At 72.2% G+C, this 19,949-nt stretch carries 14 protein-coding genes and 1 tRNA gene; 11 read left to right on the forward strand and 4 right to left on the reverse strand.

All coding sequences use genetic code 11. The features are described from left to right. Positions 1-662: 662 nt before the first annotated feature. The 7 genes from FM110_RS03725 to nrfD all read left to right on the forward strand — a co-directional run bounded on the left by FM110_RS03725 (position 663) and on the right by nrfD (position 9,452). Entirely contained in the window at positions 663-1,262 is a 600-nt protein-coding gene (locus FM110_RS03725) for an ATP-dependent Clp protease proteolytic subunit (protein WP_087102824.1), read from the forward strand. A gap of 76 nt (positions 1,263-1,338) precedes the next feature. Beyond that, a complete protein-coding gene (locus FM110_RS03730) occupies positions 1,339-1,998 on the forward strand; it encodes an ATP-dependent Clp protease proteolytic subunit (protein ID WP_159457966.1) in 660 nt (219 codons plus the stop codon). Between the two features lie 181 nt (positions 1,999-2,179). After that, a complete protein-coding gene (gene clpX, locus FM110_RS03735; protein ID WP_087102802.1) occupies positions 2,180-3,508 on the forward strand; it encodes an ATP-dependent Clp protease ATP-binding subunit ClpX in 1,329 nt (442 codons plus the stop codon). 50 nt (positions 3,509-3,558) lie between these two features. Next, a complete protein-coding gene (locus FM110_RS03740) occupies positions 3,559-3,924 on the forward strand; it encodes a chorismate mutase (protein WP_087102826.1) in 366 nt (121 codons plus the stop codon). A 116-nt stretch (positions 3,925-4,040) separates the two neighbouring features. Continuing rightward, positions 4,041-7,346 (forward strand): formate dehydrogenase-N subunit alpha, encoded by a 3,306-nt coding sequence (gene fdnG / locus FM110_RS03750; protein WP_234991884.1) that lies wholly within the window; start codon positions 4,041-4,043, stop codon positions 7,344-7,346. Further along, entirely contained in the window at positions 7,343-8,356 is a 1,014-nt protein-coding gene (locus FM110_RS03755; RefSeq protein ID WP_087102808.1) for a 4Fe-4S dicluster domain-containing protein, read from the forward strand. The genes fdnG and FM110_RS03755 overlap by 4 nt, the downstream gene beginning before the upstream one ends. Positions 8,357-8,360: 4 nt before the next feature. After that, a complete protein-coding gene (nrfD, locus tag FM110_RS03760) occupies positions 8,361-9,452 on the forward strand; it encodes an NrfD/PsrC family molybdoenzyme membrane anchor subunit (protein WP_087102810.1) in 1,092 nt (363 codons plus the stop codon). A gap of 138 nt (positions 9,453-9,590) precedes the next feature. On the opposite strand, the gene selD is transcribed toward nrfD, so the two are convergent. Continuing rightward, complete coding sequence (gene selD, locus FM110_RS03765; RefSeq protein WP_087102812.1) at positions 9,591-10,622, reverse strand: selenide, water dikinase SelD; 1,032 nt, start codon at positions 10,620-10,622, stop codon at positions 9,591-9,593. Positions 10,623-10,717: 95 nt separating this feature from the next. Here selD and FM110_RS03770 point away from each other — a divergent pair. The 4 genes from FM110_RS03770 to FM110_RS03785 all read left to right on the forward strand — a co-directional run bounded on the left by FM110_RS03770 (position 10,718) and on the right by FM110_RS03785 (position 14,657). Further along, positions 10,718-10,812, forward strand: a tRNA-Sec gene (locus FM110_RS03770). A gap of 72 nt (positions 10,813-10,884) precedes the next feature. Next, positions 10,885-12,276, forward strand: a complete 1,392-nt coding sequence (gene selA, locus FM110_RS03775; RefSeq protein WP_087102814.1) for an L-seryl-tRNA(Sec) selenium transferase — start codon at positions 10,885-10,887, stop codon at positions 12,274-12,276. Beyond that, entirely contained in the window at positions 12,276-14,066 is a 1,791-nt protein-coding gene (gene selB / locus FM110_RS03780; protein WP_087102816.1) for a selenocysteine-specific translation elongation factor, read from the forward strand. The genes selA and selB overlap by 1 nt, the downstream gene beginning before the upstream one ends. A 111-nt stretch (positions 14,067-14,177) precedes the next feature. Beyond that, on the forward strand, positions 14,178-14,657 hold the full coding sequence (locus FM110_RS03785) for a WXG100 family type VII secretion target (protein WP_087102818.1): 480 nt from the start codon (positions 14,178-14,180) through the stop codon (positions 14,655-14,657). Between the two features lie 98 nt (positions 14,658-14,755). On the opposite strand, the gene valS is transcribed toward FM110_RS03785, so the two are convergent. From valS to FM110_RS03800, 3 genes are all read right to left on the reverse strand, one after another. Beyond that, the gene (valS, locus tag FM110_RS03790) at positions 14,756-17,416 is read right to left on the reverse strand and encodes a valine--tRNA ligase (protein ID WP_087102828.1); all 2,661 of its coding nucleotides are present in this window, start codon (positions 17,414-17,416) and stop codon (positions 14,756-14,758) included. A 102-nt stretch (positions 17,417-17,518) separates the two neighbouring features. Continuing rightward, positions 17,519-18,577 (reverse strand): lipoyl protein ligase domain-containing protein, encoded by a 1,059-nt coding sequence (locus FM110_RS03795; RefSeq protein WP_087102820.1) that lies wholly within the window; start codon positions 18,575-18,577, stop codon positions 17,519-17,521. 77 nt (positions 18,578-18,654) lie between these two features. Further along, the gene (locus FM110_RS03800) at positions 18,655-19,914 is read right to left on the reverse strand and encodes a hypothetical protein (RefSeq protein ID WP_143276242.1); all 1,260 of its coding nucleotides are present in this window, start codon (positions 19,912-19,914) and stop codon (positions 18,655-18,657) included. Positions 19,915-19,949: the final 35 nt, after the last annotated feature.

A 19,949-nucleotide genomic window follows, 5' to 3' on the forward strand; every position in this document is an offset into this window, starting at 1 on the left:
GGCCGCGGGGGCGGCCTGCGCGGTGGCGAAGGAGCCGACCATCACGGAGCCGATGACGGCGGCGCCGCCAGCGCCCTTGAGGGCGAGGCTCGGAGTCAGGGGGGAGACCGCGCGGCCTGCGGCGCGGTGCGTGTTGTGCGTAGCCATGGGGAGCTTGTGTTCCTTCCGGTCTCCGGCGCCGGGCTGATGGCCCCGGGGACTGTCGCTGTTTCTTCTCTCGTTCTGCCTCGACGTCGTACTGCCCTGCAGGCCCCGTCTCATCTCTTCGGCCCGATAAACGTATGGGGCCCGACGGGGGAGCGGCACCCCCTTTGAGGGAGCCGGTGAAGGCCCTTGACCGAGTCTTGGCATTGCGAAGCGCTGAGGGGGCGCCGTTTACGTTCCCGCACGTCCTGAGCATGACGCAGGACACATCTGATGAGTACGCGGGTTCTGGGGCGAAGGGCGCCGCCGCGCCCAGGGGCGGCGGCCGCAGTCATCAGCGGGGTCCGCGGCTCCGGGCCCCAGAGCGCCCGCGGCACAGCAGTGCGCCCGCGGCGAACAGGGCCTCGTTCGTCGGCGCCAGCACCTAGAGTCGAGGGCATCGAGAGCCGTGGCAGTGAAGGAGACCATCCGTGACCTCGCAGAACCCCCGTCCGGTCGGCGCCCAGGGCGATTCGCCCATGGGGCTCGACGACAACGTCTACCAGCGCCTCCTGCGCGAGCGCATCGTCTGGCTCGGCTCGGACGTGCGCGACGACAACGCCAACGCGATCTGCGCCAAGTTGCTGCTGCTGGCCGCGGAGGACCCCGAGAAGGACATCTACCTCTACATCAACTCCCCCGGCGGCTCAATCACCGCGGGCATGGCCATCTACGACACGATGCAGTACATCCAGCCGGACGTCGTGACGGTCGCGATGGGCATGGCGGCGTCGATGGGGCAGTTCCTGCTGTCCTCGGGCGCCAAGGGCAAGCGCTACGCGACGCCGATGACGCGCGTGCTCATGCACCAGCCGCTCGGCGGCCTCGGCGGCACCGCCTCGGAGATCAAGATCCAGGCCGACCTCATTATGTCGATGAAGAAGCAGATGGCGGAGCTGACCGCCGAGCAGACCGGCAAGAGCGTCGAGCAGATCATCGCCGACGGCGATCGCGACCACTGGTTCACCGCGCCGGAGGCCCTCGAGTACGGCTTCATCGACAAGATCGTGGCGCGCGCGGGCGACGTCACGGGCGGCGGCGGCACGGAGGCGGGGCCGACGGGCAGCTCGCAGAGCTGACGTCCGCCGCCCCGCACGCCCTCCCCGCACCACCCAGAACCTCTAGGAGCACCCCGTGATCCATGACCCCCGATCCATGACGGCGATGCCCGTCGCCCAGGCGGGCCCCATGCCCACCTCGCGCTACGTCCTGCCCCAGTACGAGGAGCGCACGGCCTACGGCTTCAAGCGCCAGGACCCGTACACCAAGCTGTTCGAGGACCGCATCATCTTCCTCGGTGTGCAGGTGGACGACGCCTCGGCGGATGACGTGATGGCGCAGCTGCTCGTGCTCGAGTCCCAGGACCCCGACCGCGACATCACGATGTACATCAACAGCCCCGGCGGCTCGTTCACCGCGCTGACGGCCATCTACGACACGATGCAGTACATCAAGCCCGACGTCACGACGGTCTGCCTCGGCCAGGCGGCGTCGGCGGCCGCGGTGCTGCTCGCGGCGGGCAGCCCGGGCAAGCGCCTCGCGCTCCCGAACGCGCGCATTCTCATCCACCAGCCCGCGATGGGCGGCGAGGGCGGCGGCCAGGCCTCCGACATCGAGATCCAGGCCAACGAGATCCTGCGCATGCGCGCGTGGCTCGAGGACACCCTGGCCCACCACACCGGGCGCGCCCGGGACGAGATCAGCCGCGACATCGAGCGCGACAAGATCCTCACGGCCCAGTCCGCCCTGGACTACGGGATCGTCGACCAGGTGCTGGCCTCCCGCAAGGACACGCGCCCCAAGCTGCAGCGCTGACCCGCGCCGCGGCCCGCCGTCCATGCCGGGCGGCGGGCCGCCGCGCAGCATGGGGGAGGGCCCGCACTCCGGCGGTGGCAAGGTTCCCGGAGCCAGCGCGGGTGCTGAGGTAGGTTGACCGGGCGGCCCGACGGGTCGACGGGACCGCGGACCACGACGGTCGATCCACGGAAGGACGAGCATGGCGCGCACGAGCGATGGGGCCGAGGTCTTCAAGTGCTCCTTCTGCGGCAAGTCGCAGAAGCAGGTGGAGCGGCTGATCTCCGGCCCTGGGGTGTACATCTGCGAAGAGTGCATCGAGCTGTGCAACGAGATCATCGCCGAGGAGATCGAGGCGGCCCAGCCCGCCAAGGAGGCGCCGGCCCCGCTGCCCGCGCCCCGCGAGATCTATGACTTCCTCGAGGAGTACGTCGTCGGGCAGGAGCCTGCCAAGCGCGCCCTGTCCGTGGCCGTCTACAACCACTACAAGCGCACGCGACCGACGGCCTCCGCCCCGGAGCGCTCGGCCGCCGACAAGCTCAGCGCGGCAGGATCCGGCACTGCCCCCGCGGAGACCCCGGCCGACGACGTCGAGGTCGCCAAGTCCAACGTCCTGCTCGTCGGCCCGACGGGCTGCGGCAAGACCTACCTCGCCCAGACGCTGGCCAAGCTGCTGGACGTCCCCTTCGCGATGGCCGACGCCACGGCCCTGACCGAGGCCGGCTACGTGGGCGAGGACGTCGAGAACATCCTGCTCAAGCTCCTGCAGGCCGCGGACTACGACGTCGAGCGCGCCCAGCAGGGGATCATCTACATCGACGAGGTCGACAAGATCGGGCGCAAGGCGGAGAACCCGTCGATCACCCGCGACGTCTCGGGCGAGGGCGTGCAGCAGGCCCTGCTCAAGATCCTCGAGGGCACGGTCGCCGCGGTCCCGCCGCAGGGCGGCCGCAAGCACCCCCACCAGGAGTTCATCCAGATCGACACGACCAACGTGCTGTTCATCGTCGCGGGCGCCTTCGCCGGCATCGAGGACATCATCGGCGGACGCATCGGCAAGAGGGGCATCGGCTTCGGAGCGGAGCTGCACACGCCGCTCGAGGAGGCCGAGCTCTACGCGAAGATCCTTCCCGAGGACCTCCTGAAGTTCGGGCTGATCCCCGAGTTCATCGGGCGCCTGCCCGTCCTCACGAGCGTCGCGAGCCTCGACCGCGACGCCCTCGTGCAGATCCTCACCGAGCCGCGCAACGCGCTCGTCAAGCAGTACCGCAAGATGTTCGCGATCGACGGGGTCGAGCTCGACTTCGAGCGCTCCGCCCTGGGCGCGATCGCGGAGCGCGCGATCGAGCGCGGCACCGGGGCCCGCGGGCTCCGGGCGATCCTCGAGGAGATCCTGCAGCCGGTGATGTTCGAGGTGCCCTCGCGCGACGACATCGCCAAGGTCGTGATCACCGAGGGCGTGGTGACGCAGGGCCGCGCCCCGCTCATGCTGACCCAGAACGAGGCCGACCGCTCGGCGCAGACGGCGTGAGCGCCAAGGGGTCCGACGCCCAGCGCCCGCCCCAGCAGCCGCGCTCGCCCCTGTCGGGCCGGACGCCGGACTCGCCGCGCGCGGGTGACCGCGAGCGAGCCGCTGAGCTCCTGGCCGAGGAGCGGCGGAGCATCGACAACATCGACGCGGCGCTCGTGCACCTCCTGGCGGAGCGCTTCCGGCACACCCAGCGCGTCGGACGCCTCAAGGCCGCGCACGATCTGCCGCCGGCCGATCCGGAGCGGGAGGCGCAGCAGATCGCCCGCCTCCACGCCCTGGCGCAGGAGTCCGGGCTCGACCCCGTCTTCGCGGAGCGCTTCATGCGCTTCATCGTCACGGAGGTCATCCGACATCATGAGCGCCTGCGGGGCGACGGGCCCGCGCGGCCAGCGGATGACGGCCCGGACCGCACCTGACCGACGAATTGCGAAAGCCCGACGGCCCGTTATTCGGCCGCCGTGAGCTGTGTTTCCGCAGGTGAGCGCGTTTTTCGGGGGTTCTGACGCGGAGTTCGCGATGATAGGGTCGTCACATGGATACCCGTACGCTTCTCCAGTGGCCGATCATCCGGCAGCTCACGGGCGACGACCCGTTCGGCCGCGGCAACGCGGTCACCTCGGAGGCCACCGCGTCGATGACGCCGCGGACCGCCGATGCCGACAGCGTCGCCAACAGCGTGTGCCCCTACTGCGCGGTGGGCTGCGCCCAGCTCGTCTACGGCAAGGACGGCAGGGTCATGCACGTCGAGGGCGACGCGAACTCGCCCGTCTCCCGCGGCCGCCTGTGCCCCAAGGGCGCCGCGAGCGAGCAGCTCGGCAACTCGCCGCTGCGCCAGACCACCATCCGCTACCGCGCGCCGTACGCGACGGAGTGGACGGACCTCGACTACGACACGGCGCTCGACATGATCGCCGATCGCGTGCTCGAAGCGCGCCGCAACCACTGGGAGGACGCCGACGACGAGGGCAACACCCTGCGTCGCACGATGGGCTTCGCGAGCCTCGGCGGGGCCACCCTCGACAACGAGGAGAACTACCTCATCAAGAAGCTGTTCACCGCCGCGGGCGCCGTACAGCTGGAGAACCAGGCGCGTATTTGACACTCCGCCACGGTTCCCAGTCTGGGAGCCTCGTTCGGTCGTGGCGGCGCGACGCAGTACGTCGCCGATTTCGCGAACTCCGACCTCATCATCGTCGAGGGCGGCAACATGGCGGAGGCGCATCCTGTCGCCTTCCAGTGGGTCATGGAGGCCAAGCGCCGCGGCGCGACGCTGATCCACGTGGATCCGCGCTTCACGCGCACGTCCGCCAACTCCGACAAGCACATCGCCCTGCGCTCGGGCAGCGACGTGATCCTGCTGGGCGCCGTGATCAAGCACGTGCTCGACAACGACCTGTGGTTCGAGGAGTACGTCCGCGCCTACACGAACATCTCGACGATCATCACCGACGACTACCTCGACACCGAGGACGTCGACGGCGTCTTCTCGGGCTTCGACCCGGAGACGGGCACGTACGACACGTCAACCTGGGCCTACGAGGGCGAGACGGAGAAGGTGGACCGCGGGCTCCCCGAGCGCGATGAGACGCTCCAGCACCCGCGGTGCGTGTACCAGATCCTCAAGCGCCACTACGCGCGCTACACCCCGGAGATGGTCGAGGAGTACTGCGGCATCTCGCGCGAGGACTTCGACTACCTCGTCGACGCGATCGTCGCGAACTCCGGTCGCGAGCGCACCACCGTGTTCGCCTACGCGCTCGGCTGGACCCAGCAGCAGGGCGGGTCCCAGATGATCCGCACCTCGGCCGTGCTCCAGCTGCTCATGGGCAACGTGGGCCGCCCCGGCTCGGGCATCATGGCGATGCGCGGGCACGCGAACATCCAGGGCGCCACGGACCTGCCCACGCTGTTCCACATCCTCCCCGGCTACCTGCCGATGGTGAAGGCGGGCCAGGAGAGCTTCGCGGAGTACACCCGCGGGGTGGGCCGCAAGGAGCAGAAGGGCTTCTGGGCCAACGCGGACATCTACACCGCGAACCTGCTCAAGGCCTGGTGGGGCGAGCACGCGACGGTGGACAACGACTTCCACTTCGACTACCTGCCGCGTCTGACGGGCGCCCACTCGACGTACCAGACGCTCGGCAGGATGCTCGAGAACAAGCTCGACGGCTACTTCATCATGGGCCAGAACCCCGTGGTGGGCTCCGCCAACGGGCGCCTGCAGCGCAAGGGCATGAACAACCTCAAGTGGCTCGTCGTGCGCGATTACTACATGATCGAGTCCGCCACCTGGTGGAAGGACGGTCCCGAGGTCGAGTCCGGCGAGATCGCGTCGGAGGACATCGGCACCGAGGTGTTCTTCCTGCCGTGCGCCAACCACATGGAGAAGGCGGGCTCGTTCACGCAGACCCAGCGCATGGTGCAGTGGCGCGACCAGGGCGCGCTGCCGCCCGACGACGCGACGAGCGAGCTGCAGTTCATCTACGAGCTCGGCCAGCGGATCCGCGCCAAGCTCAAGGACTCGACCGACGAGCGGGACCGTCCGCTGCTCGAGCTGACCTGGGACTACCCGGTCGACGAGCACGGCGAGCCCGATGCCGAGGCCGTGCTCATGGAGATCAACGGCCGCTATCTCACGGGCGAGAAGGCCGGCCAGCCCCTGCCCGGCTTCGCCGAGATGAAGGCCGACGGCTCGACCGAGGGCGGCTGCTGGATCTACTGCGGCATCTTCAAGGACGACGTGAACCAGGCTCGGCGCCGCAAGAGCCGCGAGGAGCAGACGCTCGTGGCTCCCGAGTGGGGCTGGGCGTGGCCCATGAACCGCCGGGTGCTCTACAACCGGGCGTCCGCCGACCCCCAGGGCCGGCCGTGGTCCGAGCGCAAGAAGCTCATCTGGTGGGACGAGGAGCAGGGCAAGTGGGTCGGCAACGACGTGCCCGATTTCCCGCTCAACAAGCGGCCCGATGACCCGGGTGATCCGTCCAAGGGCGGCCCCGCCGCCCTCGCCGGCACGGACGCGTTCATCATGCAGCCCGACGGTCGCGGCTGGCTGTTCGCGCCCACCGGTCTCGCGGACGGCCCGCTGCCCGCCCACTACGAGGGCCCCGAGTCGCGCGTGCCCAACCCGCTGTACGCGCAGCAGAGCTCGCCCACGGGCATCCACCCGCAGCACGGGAAGGACAACCTCAACGCCCCGGGCGTCAAGCCGGGCGGGGACGTCTACCCGTACGTGTTCACGACCTACCGGATCACGGAGCACCACACGGCCGGCGGCATGAGCCGCTTCCTGCCGTACCTCTCGGAGCTGCAGCCCGAGCTGTACTGCGAGGTGTCCCCGGAGCTCGCCGAGCAGCTGGGGCTCGAGCCGTACGGCTGGATGACGATCATCACCGCCCGGTCGGCGATCGAGGCGCGCGTGTTCGTCACCGAGCGCATGCGTCCGCTCGAGATCGGCGGTCAGACCATCCACACCGTCGGGCTCCCGTACCACTGGGCGCGCGGCAAGCAGGCGATCGTCACGGGCGATGCGGTCAACGACCTCATCGGCATAAACCTCGACGCCAACACGCAGATCCAGAACTCCAAGAACAACCAGTGCGCGATCCGGCCGGGACGTCGTCCCCGCGGGGAGGCGCTGCGGGAGCTGGTGCGCGAGTACCAGGAGCGCGCGGGCATCGTCGAGATCGACGGGCAGATCCACGACGCGACGCCGCAGGCGAGCCACAACGCCGAGGACCTCGAGCACACGATCGAGCACGCGGACATCCAGAGCGACTACATGACCAAGCCGCCGCCGTCCAAGGTCGATGAGTCCGAGCAGAAGGGAGGGACCCGATGAGCCTGCTGTCCGGGCCCGAAGGGCCGATCACCGACGCCGGCTGGGGCCACGAGCACCACCGCAAGGGATTCTTCACCGACACCTCCGTGTGCATCGGCTGCAAGGCCTGCGAGGTCGCGTGCAAGGAGTGGAACCAGAACCCCGCCGACGGCGAGCGGAAGATCCTGGGCTCCAGCTACGACAACACGGGCGCGCTGGGCGCGAACACCTGGCGCCACGTCGCGTTCGTCGAGCAGGACGGGGACCGCATCGAGGAGGCCCGGGAGTCCGGACGCCGTCTCGTGAGCCTCGGTATGCCGGGGATCGGCCCCAAGGAGTCGCGGACCGCCGAGGACGGCGCGCCGCTGGATCTCACCGGGGCGGACCGCTCGCACCCGGACACGCCGGAGTTCCGCTGGCTCATGTCCTCGGACGTGTGCAAGCACTGCACCAACGCCGGCTGCCTCGACGCGTGCCCCACGGGCGCGCTGTACCGCAGCCAGTTCGGGTCCGTCGTCGTCCAGCAGGACATCTGCAACGGCTGCGGCACCTGCGTGGGCGCGTGCCCGTTCGGCGTGATCGAGCGCCGCGACGACGGCACGATCTCCCCGAAGGGCTCGCGCGACGAGCGCTTCGACCAGGACGTCCCGGAGATGGGCACGGCCCACAAGTGCACGCTGTGCACGGACCGCCTGATCGACGGGGAGATCCCGGCCTGCGCCAAGACCTGCCCGACCCGCTCGATCAGCTTCGGCGACCGCGACGAGATGGTGGCCGATGCGCGCGAGCGCGTCGCCCAGCTCCACGAGCGCGGGATGACCGAGGCCCGGCTGTACGGCGCCAATGAGAAGGACGGCGTCGGCGGCACCGGCTCGGTGTTCCTGCTGCTCGACGAGCCCGAGGTGTACGGCCTGCCGCCGGACCCGCAGGTCCCGACCGCGGGGCTCGGCAGCATGTGGAAGCGGGCGGGCCTGTCGGCCGCGGGCATGATCGCCGCGACCGCCATCGCCTTCGCCGCGGGGAGGAAGTGACGCCATGACGAACTCCGATTTCGACGCGTACCGCCCGCCGCAGCCCGAGCGCAAGCGCCGTCGCCGTCGCGCCGCCGGTGAGGTGCGCCGCACGGGCGCCGGGGACGGCTCGCGCGAGCAGCCGATGGTCGACGACATCCAGTTCGACTCGTACTACGGGCGCCCGATCGTCAAGGCTCCGCCGTGGAAGGCGCCGATCGCCCTGTACCTGTTCGTCGGCGGTATCGCCGGTGCCTCGAGCCTCATCGCGGCCGGCGCCGACGCGACGGAGCGCCCGACGATGGCCCGCAACGCCCGCTTGACGGCGCTGGGCGCGGTGCTCGTGGGCACGGGCGCGCTCATCGAGGACCTCGGTCGCCCCGAGCGGTTCCTGCACATGATGCGCGTGTTCAAGCCGAGCTCGCCGATGAGCGTGGGCACGTGGATCCTGTCGACCTTCGCCACCGCCTCGGGCGTCGCGGCGGCCGGCGAGATCGACTCCCTCCTCGACGAGAAGCTCCCGCTGGGTCCGCTCCGCGGGGTGCTGCAGGCCGTCGACGGTCCCGCCGGTGCGGTCTCGAGCGCCCTCGGCGCGCCCCTGGCCACCTACACCGCCGTCCTCCTGGGCGACACCGCGGTGCCGACGTGGAGCGGTGCCCGGCACGGGCTCGCCTTCGTCTTCGGCTCCTCGGCGACGATGGCGGCCTCCGGCGCGCAGCTGCTGCTGACCCCGACCGCGGAGACCGGTCCGGCGCGCGCGCTGGCCGTCGCCGGTGTCGTGGGCGACCTCGTCGGCATGCACTACACGAAGTCCCAGATGCATCCGCTCGAGGCGGAGCCCCTCGAGGAGGGCGAGCCGGGACGGCTGCTGAAGATCTCTGAGGGACTCGCGATCGCGGGCGGGATCGGCGCTCTGCTCGGCGGCCGCAACCGGGTCGTCGCCGCGGCGAGCGGTGCGGCCCTGCTGGCCGCCTCCGCTCTGACCCGCTTCGGCGTGCTCAATGCGGGGCTCGAGTCCGTCAAGGACCCCCGCCGCGTGGTCGAGCCGCAGAAGGCGCGGCTCGAGGAGCGGCGCAAGGCAGGCGTCACCGACGATTCGATCACTACAGCGGGCTGAGCCCCACCCGCACTGCTGCGTGCACGGGCGGTCCCCGTCGTCCTCCCGGATGGCGGGGGCCGCTCGCGTCGTCGGGCCGGGCCGACGGGTCGGGCCGACGGGACGTGCCGCGGCGGCCCCGACCAGGGCAGAGACAGGTCAGCGGATCGCGATGCTCCCGCTCGGCGCCTCGTCGCCCGCGGCGACGGTCTCGCCGATGACGGGGTAGCCGGGGACCTCGCCGACCACGAGGAGGCCGCCAGAGGTCTGGGCATCGGCCAGGAGCAGGAGGTCCTCCTCCGAGACGCCGTCGCCCGGGCGCAGATGCGGCCGCACCCAGTCGAGGTTGCGGCGCGTGCCGCCGGAGATGTAGCCGTCGCGCAGAGCCTCGGCGGCGCCGTCGATGAGCGGGACCGCGGAGCGATCGAGCACGGCGGAGATTCCGGAGGCGCGCATCATCTTGTGCAGGTGGCCCAGCAGACCGAAGCCCGTCACATCGGTCGCGGCCCGCACCCCGGCGGCGAGAGCGGCCTTCGAGGCGTCGGCGTTCAGGGCGGTCATGGAGGCGACGGCCTGCTCGAACACATCGCCCGTGGTCTTGTGGCGATTGTTCAGCAGTCCCACGCCGATCGGCTTGGTGAGGGTCAGCGGCAGCCCGGCCTGGGCGGAGTCGTTGCGCAGCAGACGGGCCGGGTCGGCGGTGCCGGTGACGGCCATGCCGTACTTGGGCTCGGGGTCGTCGACGCTGTGGCCGCCGATCACGGGGCACCCGGCCTGCTCGGCCACGGCGAGGCCGCCGCGGAGCACCTCGCGCAGCATGTCGTAGGGGAGGACGTCGCGCGGCCAGCCCACGAGGTTGATCGCGACGATGGGCGTGCCGCCCATCGCGTACACGTCGGACAGGGCGTTGGCGGCGGCGATGCGGCCCCAGTCGAAGGGGTCGTCGACGACGGGGGTGAAGAAGTCCGCGGTGGACAGGATCGCCACGTCGTCCCGGATCTGCACGGCGGCGGCGTCGTCGCCGTCGTCGAGGCCCACGAGCACGGAGTCGTAGCGCTGTCCGGCGAGCGCCGCGACGGCCTCCTCGAGCTCGCCCGGCGGGATCTTGCACGCGCAGCCGCCGCCGTGGGCCATGCCGGTCAGCCGGGTCGCGGGGGTGATGGGATCAGGGTTCGGCGTCGTCGCACTCATGGCCGCATCCTAGGCGGGGATCCTGGCCGCTCGCGGGCTCTCGGTCCCGGCGCGCGTGGTCGGATCGTGACCAGCGGCGGTGATAGGTTCGCCGTGGAGGCGTACGTGTCCTGGTGGGCACCCTGGTCTTCAAAACCAGTGAAGCCGAGCATCTCGGCTTGGCGGGTTCGATTCCCGTCCGCCTCCGCCACTTCTCCCCGGGCGCGCCCGAGCGGCCGCCGCCCCGCGGCCCGGCAGCGCCCCCGCTCGCCCAGGAGGCTCGATGCCCGCCCCCGCCGAGGATCCCCGCCGGCGCATTCCCCGCACCGATGCCCTGCTGGCGCTCGACGGCGTGCGTGCGGCGACGGCCGCCCTGAGCGAGCACGTGGTCCGCGGGCTCGTCCGCGCCGTCCAGGACCGCGCCCGCCGCGGCGAGATCGCCCCGGAGCAGGTCGAGGACGCGCTGCTGGCGACCCTCGCCTCCCGCGGCGCCTCCAGTCTGCGGCCCGTGCTGAACGCGACCGGCGTCATCGTCCACACCAACCTCGGTCGCGCCCCGCTGTCGGACGCGGCACGGCGCGCCCTCGTCGACGCCGCCGGGTACACCGATGTCGAGCTCGACCTCGCCACCGGCACCCGCGGGCGCCGCGGAGCCGGCGCCCGCGCGGCGCTGCTCGCCGCCTGCCCCGCGGCCGAGGACGCCCTCATCGTCAACAACGGGGCGGCGGCGCTGATGCTCGCCTGCCTCGCGCTGGCGGGCGAGGGCGAGGTGATCGTCTCGCGCGGCGAGCTCATCGAGATCGGCGCCGGCTTCCGCCTGCCCGACCTCATCACGGCCGCGGGCACCCGCCTGCGCGAGGTCGGCACCACCAACCGCACCCATCTGGCCGATTACGAGCAGGCGATCGGGGAGGAGACCGGTGCGATCTGCTCGATCCACACGAGCAACTACCGCGTCATCGGCTTCACCGCGAGCCAGGGCCCCGCGCAGCTCGCGCCGCTGGCCCATGAGCACTCGCTGCCGCTCATCGCCGACCTCGGCTCCGGGCTGCTGCGCCCGGACCCGGCCCTGCCGGACGAGCCCGACGCCGCGACCGCGCTCGAGGCCGGTGCCGACGTGGTGATCACCTCGGGGGACAAGCTGCTCGGCGGCCCCCAGGCCGGCATCGTCCTCGGCACGGCCGAGGCCGTCGCCCGTCTCGCCCGCCACCCGATCGCCCGCGCCGTGCGGGCCGATAAGCTCGCCCTCGCCGCGGTCGAGGCCACCCTCTCCGGGCCCGAGCCGCCGGTCCTGCAGGCCCTGCACGCGGACCCGGCGATGCTCCGCGCACGCACCGAGCGCGTCGCCGCGACCCTGGCCGATGCCGGTGTGCCCGCGGAGACGGTCGAGCACGAGGGGCGCGTCGGCGGAGGGGGAGGGGCCGAGGTGCCCCTGCCCGGCTGGGCCGTGCGGGTGGACGGCGCGCTAGCACCGCTGCTGCGCACCGGGGACGTGCCCGTGGTGGGCACCGTGCGCGACGACGGCTGCCTGCTGGACCTGCGCTGCGTGCCCGAGCGCGACGAGGAACGACTGATCGAGGCCGTGCTCGAGGCCCGGGCCCGGCTCGGCGCCGGGGCTGCCGGAGCTGAGCGGAGAGAGAACGAGAATGCCCAGGTCGCGCAGGAGGAGCACTGATGCAGGTCGTCGCGAGCGCCGGGCACGTCGATCACGGCAAGTCCACGCTGATCCGGGCGCTCACCGGGATCGAGCCCGACCGCTGGGCCGAGGAGCGCCGCCGCGGGCTGACGATCGACCTCGGCTTCGCCTGGACCCGCCTGCCCTCGGGCCGGGAGGTCTCCTTCGTGGACGTCCCCGGCCATGAGCGCTTCCTCGGCAACATGCTCGCGGGCGTGGGGCCCGCGCCCGTCGTCCTGTTCGTCGTCGCCGCCGATGAGGGCTGGCGCGCCCAGTCCGACGACCACCGCGACGCGGTGGCAGCGCTCGGCATCGACCGCGGCGTCGTGGCCCTCACCCGCGCCGACCGCGCGGACGCCGAGCGCATCGCCGCCGTGACCGCCCAGGTCCGCGCCCAGCTCGCGGGGACGGGCCTGGTCGATGCTCCCGTCGTCCCCGTCTCCGCGATCACCGGTGAGGGCATGGACGCCCTCCGCGAGACCCTCGACGCCGTCCTCGCGGCTGCGCCTGCTCCCGACCCCGGCGCGCCCGTGCGGCTGTGGATAGATCGCGCGTTCTCGATCTCCGGCGCAGGGACCGTCGTCACCGGCTCGCTGATCGCCGGGACGCTGCGCACCGGCGACCGCCTCGAGCTGCTCGGGGCCGAGACGGCGGCCGAGGTGCAGGTCCGCGGACTGCAGAGCCGCGAGAGCTCCGTCGAGGAGCTCGAGCCCGTCAGCCGTGCCGCTGTGAACCTCCGCGGCATCGCGGCCGATGCGCTCTCCCGCGGCGACGCCCTGCTGACCCCGGGCGCGTGGCACCGGACCGCCGTGCTGGATGTCCGCCGCACCACCGGGGGCGCTCTCGATGACGCACCGGAGCAGGTCGTGGCGCATATCGGCGCCGCCGCCGTCCCCGCGCATGTGCGACCGTTCGACGCCGACCACGCCCGCCTGCTGCTCGACCGTCCGCTGCCGCTCGCCGTGGGCGATGCCCTCGTGCTGCGCGGCAGCGGCGACCACGCCGTCCTCGGCGGCGTCCGGGCCCTCGACGTCGACCCGCCCGCCCTCGACCGCCGCGGCGACGGCACGCGGCGCGCCGCGGCGCTCGCCGCCCTGCCGGACGCCGGTGATGCCACCGCCGAGGTCTCCCGTCGCGGCGACCTGCGCATCGACGCCCTGACGCGCCTCGGGATCGCGACCCCGGATCCGCTCCCGCCGGGCATCGTGCGCGAGGGGGACTGGCTGATCGCCGCCGACCGCCTGGAGAGCTGGACGGCGGCCCTGCGCGAGGGCGTCGCCCGCCTCCACCGCGAGCAGCCGCTCGCCCCCGGACTCACCCGCGGTGCCGCCGCCGGGCTCCTCGGTCTCCCCGACGCCGCCCTGCTCGGCCCGGTCGCGGCCCGCGCCGGCCTCGCGGTCGAGGGCGGGCACGTGCGCGACCCCCGCCAGGAGGCGGGTCTCGGCGCCGCGGAGGCCGGCATCGCCGAGCTCGAGAAGCGTCTTCGCGCCGAGCCGTTCCGGGCCCCCGAGGCCGATGATCTCGCGGCCCTGCGCCTGGGTCCCCGCGAGCTCGCCACCGCCCAGCGCCTGGGACGGGTCCTGCGGCTGGAGGGCGATGTGATCCTGCTGCCGACCGCTCCCGCGCTCGCGATGCGCGAGCTCGCCGCGCTGTCCCAGCCGTTCACGCTGTCCGAGGCGCGCCAGGCCCTCGGCACCACGCGCCGCGTGGCCGTGCCGCTGCTCGAGCATCTGGACGCCCGGGGCTGGACGCGCCGCGTCGACGGCAGCCGCCGGGAGATCGTGCGGTAGGACCGGCATGGGGAGTCCTCCCCAGGAACTCGTCCCCATCGACTCGAGGGCCCCGCGGCGTGAGACTCGGGGCATCCGGACGAGGCGCCGGGGAGACACGAGGCGGGGACGATGGCATTTCTGGGGGCGGGCACCGATCAGGTCCGGACGCACGGCGAGCGCTGCACCACGGCGGCGGGACGACTGGGGGAGCTGGCCTCGTCGCTGCCGGCGACGGTGCACGGCGTGCGTTGGGCCGGGCCGGACGCCGACCGCTTCCGGGCGGAGTTCGACGGGCGCATCGCCTCGTCGCTGCGCGAGGCGGCGGAGGAGCTCCGCGCCCGGGCCGAGGAGCTGTCCGGGCACGCCGACGAGCAGGACGAGACCTCCGGCTCCGACGGCAGGACCGGGCCCGGCGGGATCCTCGGCGACATCGGCGGCGGATCCGTGTGGGAGAACCCCGGGCCGTGGCAGCGGGACGACAACGGCCAGCTGAAGCAGGTGCCGGGTGATGATCGGATCCCGGGTTTCGATGGTGGCTCGGTGTGGGAGAACCCGGGGCCGTGGCAGCGGGACGACAACGGCCAGCTGAAGCAGGTGCCGGGGCGCTGACCCGCGGGGGCGGAGCGCGCAGCGCAAAGGGCGGTCGCCCCCGGGGGGAGGGGCGACCGGCCGTTCGCGGTCAGCGGGGAGGGATCAGCGAGGCGGCGTCAGCTCCGCGGCTGCTTGACCGGGGGCTCGCCCAGCTCGACGTCCGCCGCGGTCGCGGACTCGACGTCCGCGTCCGTGACGGTGAGCTCCTCGATGCGGCCCAGCGCCATGAGATCCTCGCGGCCGGCCTCGGCGAGCTCCGCCCGGCCCTGGGGCACGGTGAGCGTCGCCCGCAGGATCGGAGTCTTCTGGGAGACCTTCGCATCGGACTTGATGCGGCGCACCGCGATCACCAGCTCCGAGAGCGTGGTCAGCAGCGCGGGCTCGGTGCCGGTCGCGGCCTCGCGCAGGGGAGCGGCCTGGGGCCACGGCTGGGTGTGCACGCTGCCCTCGCGCCACCACGACCAGACCTCCTCGGTCGCGAACACGATCACGGGCGCGAACAGGCGCAGCAGCACGTCCAGGGCGATCGCGAGGGCCGCGCGGGCCGAGGCGGCCCCGGCCTCGCCGGTCGCGGCGTTGCCGTGGGCTCGCTCCTTGACCAGCTCGATGTAGTCGTCGCAGAACATCCAGAAGAACGGCTCGGCGACCTCGAGGGCGCGGGCGTAGTCCATCTCGTCCATCGCGGCGGTCGCGGCATCCACGACCTCGGCGAGCGAGGCGAGCAGCGAACGGTCCACGGCCTCCGTCAGCAGCGCCGGATCGGCCGCGAGGCGACCGGCCGGGTCCGCCGGGGCGGTGCCGAAGCCGAGCGCGAACTTCGAGGCGTTGAGGATCTTGATCGCCAGGCGGCGGCCGATCTTCATCTGGCCCTCGTCGAACGCGGTGTCGACGCCCTGGCGGGCGCGGCCGGCCCAGTAGCGCACGCCGTCGGAGCCGTGCTGGTGCAGCAGGCCGATGGGCGTGACCACATTGCCCTTGGACTTGGACATCTTCTTGCGGTCCGGGTCCAGGATCCAGCCGTTGATCGAGGCGTGCTTCCACGGCAGAGCGTCCTGCTGCAGGTGCGAGCGCACGATCGTGGAGAACAGCCAGGTGCGGATGATGTCGTGGCCCTGCGGGCGCAGGTCCATCGGGTAGACCTTGGCGAACAGCTCCGGATCGTCGTGCCATCCGCCCGCGAGCTGCGGGGTCAGCGAGGACGTGGCCCAGGTGTCGAGGATGTCGGGGTCGGCGACGAAGCCGCCCGGCTGGTCGCGCTGGGACTCCTCGTAGCCCTCGGGCACATCGATCGTGGGGTCGATGGGGAGGCGGTCGACGCTCGGGGTGAGCACGCGCTCGTAGTCGGTCTCGCCGTTGTCGTCGACGGCGTACCAGACGGGGAAGGGGACGCCGAAGAAGCGCTGGCGCGAGATCAGCCAGTCGCCCGCGAGGCCCTCGACCCAGTTGCGGTAGCGGGACTCCATGTACGGCGGATGCCAGGTCAGCTCGCGGCCGCGCTCGATGAGCGCGTCGCGCAGGCCGCCCTCGGACGTGTCGCGCCCGCCGTTGGTCAGGTACCACTGGCGGCTGGAGACGTACTCGAGGGGCTTGTCGCCGTTCTCGTAGAACTTCACCGGGTGGGTGATGGCCGTGGGCTCGCCCACCAGGTCGCCGGTCTCCGTGACCATCTCGACCACGCGCTTCTGGGCGCTGAAGACGGTCAGACCCACCAGCTCGTCGTAGCGCTCGCGGCCCTCGGGCGTCGTGATCCAGGGGGCGTCGGCGATGAAGCGGCCGTCGCGGCCGATCACCGTGCGAGTGGGCAGCTGCAGCTCGCGCCACCAGATCACGTCGGTCGCGTCGCCGAAGGTGCAGATCATCGCGATGCCCGCGCCCTTGTCCATCTGGGCGAGGGGGTGGGCGGTGACGGGCACCTCGACCCCGAACAGCGGGGAGGTGACGGAGGTGCCGAACAGGCCCTGGTAGCGCTCATCGTCCGGGTGGGCCACGAGGGCCACGCACGCGGGCAGCAGCTCCGGGCGGGTGGTCTCGATGAAGACCTTCTCGCCGGTGCCGTCCGTCTTCGTGAAGCCGATGCGGTGGTAGGCGCCCGGCCGCTCGCGGTCCTCCTGCTCGGCCTGCGCCACGGCGGTGCGGTAGGTGACGTCCCACATCGTGGGGGCCTCGGCCTGGTAGGCCTGACCGGCCGCGAGGTTCTCCAGGAAGGCGCGCTGGCTCGTGGCCCGCGAGGGCGCGTTGATGGTCTGGTAGCTGTGGTTCCAATCGACCGAGAGGCCCAGCGTGCGGAAGACCTCCTCGAAGGACTTCTCGTCGATCTCGGTCAGCTGCTCGCACAGCTCGATGAAGTTGCGGCGCGAGATCGGCACCTGGTTGGCGGCCTTGGAGGACTTGTTGTCCCCGCCGGTCTGCGGGGGCGTGAAGTCCGGGTCGTAGGGCAGCGACGGGTCGCAGCGCACCCCGTAGTAGTTCTGCACGCGGCGCTCGGTGGGCAGGCCGTTGTCGTCCCAGCCCAGCGGGTAGAACACGTTCTTGCCGCGCATGCGCTGGTAGCGCACGATCATGTCGGCCTGGGAGTAGCCGAAGACGTGGCCGATGTGCAGGGAGCCCGAAGCCGTCGGCGGGGGCGTGTCGACGCTGAACACCTGCTCGCGCGTGGTGTCGGGATCGAAGGCGTAGACCTTCGACTCGTCCCATACGCGGTCCCACTTGTCCTCGAGGCCCTCGAGGGAGGGGCGGTCGGGGATCGCGGAGGAGGCGGGCGCAGCAGTGTCGGTCATGAGGACCATTGTTCCAGGCCCGTGACCATGCCCGCACGTACCGGGGGTGTCGGCGCGGTCACGCGGATGGCGGCGGGTCTCCGCAGCCCGCGGCGGAGACCGTCACGGCACGCGCCGCGTCCACTCCTCGGTCGAGAACTTCGTGTCCACCAGCTCGCGAGCCTGCGCGAGCTCCGCCTCGGTGTACTCGCCCTCGTGCGTCGTGTACCGGGAGCGGAAGTGGGCGAGGAAGGACTCGATGATCGCGTCGCGGGCCATGCCGGACTGCGAGCGCATCGGGTCCACCCGCTTGACCGCGCTCGCCGTGCCCTTGTCGGACAGCTTCTCCTTGCCGGTGCGTAGCACCTCGCCCATCTTCGCGGCGTCGATGTCGTAGGACATGGTCACGTGGTGCAGCACCGCGCCCTCGGCGAAGCGGCGCTGCGCGGCGCCGCCGATCTTGCCCTGCTCCGAGGCGATGTCGTTCAGCGGCACGTACCGCGCGCGGATGCCGACCTCCGCGAGGGCGCCCATCACCCAGTCGTCGAGGTAGGCGTAGGACTGCTCGAAGGAGAGCCCCTCGACGAGGGACGTGGGCACCACCAGCGAGTAGGTGATGCAGTTGCCGGGCTCCATGAACATCGCGCCGCCGCCGGTGATGCGGCGGACCACGCCGATGCCGTGGCGCTCGGCGCCCTCCGGATCGACCTCGTTGCGGACGCTCTGGTAGGAGCCGATGACGACCAGCGGGGAGTCCCAGTCCCAGATCCGCAGGAACGGGCGGCGCCGCCCCGCGGCCACCTCATGGGGCAGCACCTCGTCGAGGGCGACGTGCATGACCGGCGGCATCGTGACCGGCCCGATCACGTCGAACTCGTGGTCGTCCCAGCTCGTGGCCCGGCCCAGGGCCCGGCGCGCCGCGATCGCGACCGCATCGGCGTCGAAGCCGATCATCTGGACCGGCTCGGTGCGTCGCTCGAGGCGCTCGCTGATCGCGCCGGAGAGAGCGGGGGCGCTCACGTCGACGCGCTGGCCGACGATCGCCGCGGCGATGTCCTCGAGCGCATCGTCCGGCTCGAGGAAGAAGTCCCCGAACACGTGGGCGGACGTGATGACATCGCCCTCCGTCTCGACCTCGGCCGCGACCAGCTTGCCGCCCCGGACCTTGAACTCACCGCGCATGCGGCCGCCTCCTCGTGCTCATCGGGTACGCCCTCGAGGATAGGCCCGCGGTGCGACAGCCGACCGGGAGCGGCCGGTCAGGGCTTGGTGGCGAGCGACACGAGCGCCTCGTGGACCTTGGTCACCAGATCCTGCGCGGTGTCGGACTTCAGCGCCTGGACGATGTAGGTCTTGCCGTCGTACTCGCGGGTCACGCGCGGCAGGAGCGTCTTCCAGGTGGACGAGCCGCCGATCGACACGAGGAACGTGCCGGCCGCCGGATCCGGCGGGTAGGAGACGCGGACCGACAGTCGGTCGTCCCCCAGCTCCGGCTGGCGGCGCGGGACGGTGGGGAAGCCCGCGGCCTCGAGCCGACGCGGATCGAACACCTCCCACAGCAGGGCGCGGGCGTCCTCGAGGGCGGGGGACGCGGGGGTCCCGATGAACTCCCCGAGGGTGGGCTCGTAGGCCGGATCCGTGCGCCACGAGGATCCGGCGGCGATGCCGCGCAGGCGCCGCTGCGCGAGGTCGCGCTCCTCGTCGGTGGCCAGCGCGCCGATGGCCAGGGCGAAGGAGCGCACGGGGCGGGAGCCCGTGAGCCAGACCGGCGTGCCGTCCTCGACGGGACCGAACTCGACGCCCAGCTGGCTGCCGCTCGCGCCGACCTGCAGCACGGCGCCGCCGCCGCGGCGGCTCGTGGAGAAGCGGGCGTCGCGCCCGATCAGCTCCTGGGAGACCAGGCGGAACGTCTCCAGATGCGCCCGCATCTCCTGCGTGACGGCCTCGTCGAGCAGGATCCGCGGGGAGGCGGGGCTGCGGACCGCGAGGGGTCCCGCGTCCTCCCCGAACTCGCCCAGCAGGCGCCAGAACTCGGCGCGCTTGGGATCCTTCGCGGTCAGGCGCCGTGCGAGCTTGTTCCAGCTCAGGAGCACCAGGCGCTCGTCGGCGATCTGCGTGCGGACCCGGCCCGAGCGCGGGGTCAGGACGACGAGCCGGCTGCAGGACGATGCCGGCAGCTCGGCGAGCAGCTGGGTCAGCAGGGCGTCGTCGACCGTGCCCTCGACCCGGACCGTGATCGCGATCTGCCCTCCGTCGGACAGCGGGGAGACCAGGTCGAAGGGGACCGGGCCGGTGCGCGGGGCCGTGCGGAACTCCTGCGGGTCGTCGTCGAGCCCTGCGATCAGGCGCGTGAAGGCGCTGCGGCCCTTGGCGTTCTTGAGGACGTACTCCAGGAGGCCGCGGGCGAAGGCCTCCCGCCGTCCGAGGCGCTCGCCGCCCCCGGGCTCGCCGCCGGTGCGGGCGGAGCGGTCGACGGCGAACGACACCATGCTGCCGATGGACATGGCGCGGGGTGCCACGGGGCCTCCTGGGATCGGGGTCAGGGGTCGGGGAT

The organism is Brachybacterium nesterenkovii, from assembly GCF_900163655.1.
In the GTDB taxonomy this organism is placed as follows: domain Bacteria; phylum Actinomycetota; class Actinomycetes; order Actinomycetales; family Dermabacteraceae; genus Brachybacterium; species Brachybacterium nesterenkovii.

Coding starts and splice junctions, on each gene's coding strand:
- FM110_RS03725 (WP_087102824.1), top strand. CDS start 663: ATGGGGCTCGACGACAACGTCTACCAGCGCCTCCTGCGCGAGCGCATC.
- FM110_RS03730 (WP_159457966.1), top strand. CDS start 1,339: ATGACGGCGATGCCCGTCGCCCAGGCGGGCCCCATGCCCACCTCGCGC.
- clpX (WP_087102802.1), top strand. CDS start 2,180: ATGGCGCGCACGAGCGATGGGGCCGAGGTCTTCAAGTGCTCCTTCTGC.
- FM110_RS03755 (WP_087102808.1), top strand. CDS start 7,343: ATGAGCCTGCTGTCCGGGCCCGAAGGGCCGATCACCGACGCCGGCTGG.
- nrfD (WP_087102810.1), top strand. CDS start 8,361: ATGACGAACTCCGATTTCGACGCGTACCGCCCGCCGCAGCCCGAGCGC.
- selD (WP_087102812.1), bottom strand. CDS start 10,622: ATGAGTGCGACGACGCCGAACCCTGATCCCATCACCCCCGCGACCCGG.
- selA (WP_087102814.1), top strand. CDS start 10,885: ATGCCCGCCCCCGCCGAGGATCCCCGCCGGCGCATTCCCCGCACCGAT.
- selB (WP_087102816.1), top strand. CDS start 12,276: ATGCAGGTCGTCGCGAGCGCCGGGCACGTCGATCACGGCAAGTCCACG.
- FM110_RS03785 (WP_087102818.1), top strand. CDS start 14,178: ATGGCATTTCTGGGGGCGGGCACCGATCAGGTCCGGACGCACGGCGAG.
- valS (WP_087102828.1), bottom strand. CDS start 17,416: ATGACCGACACTGCTGCGCCCGCCTCCTCCGCGATCCCCGACCGCCCC.
- FM110_RS03795 (WP_087102820.1), bottom strand. CDS start 18,577: ATGCGCGGTGAGTTCAAGGTCCGGGGCGGCAAGCTGGTCGCGGCCGAG.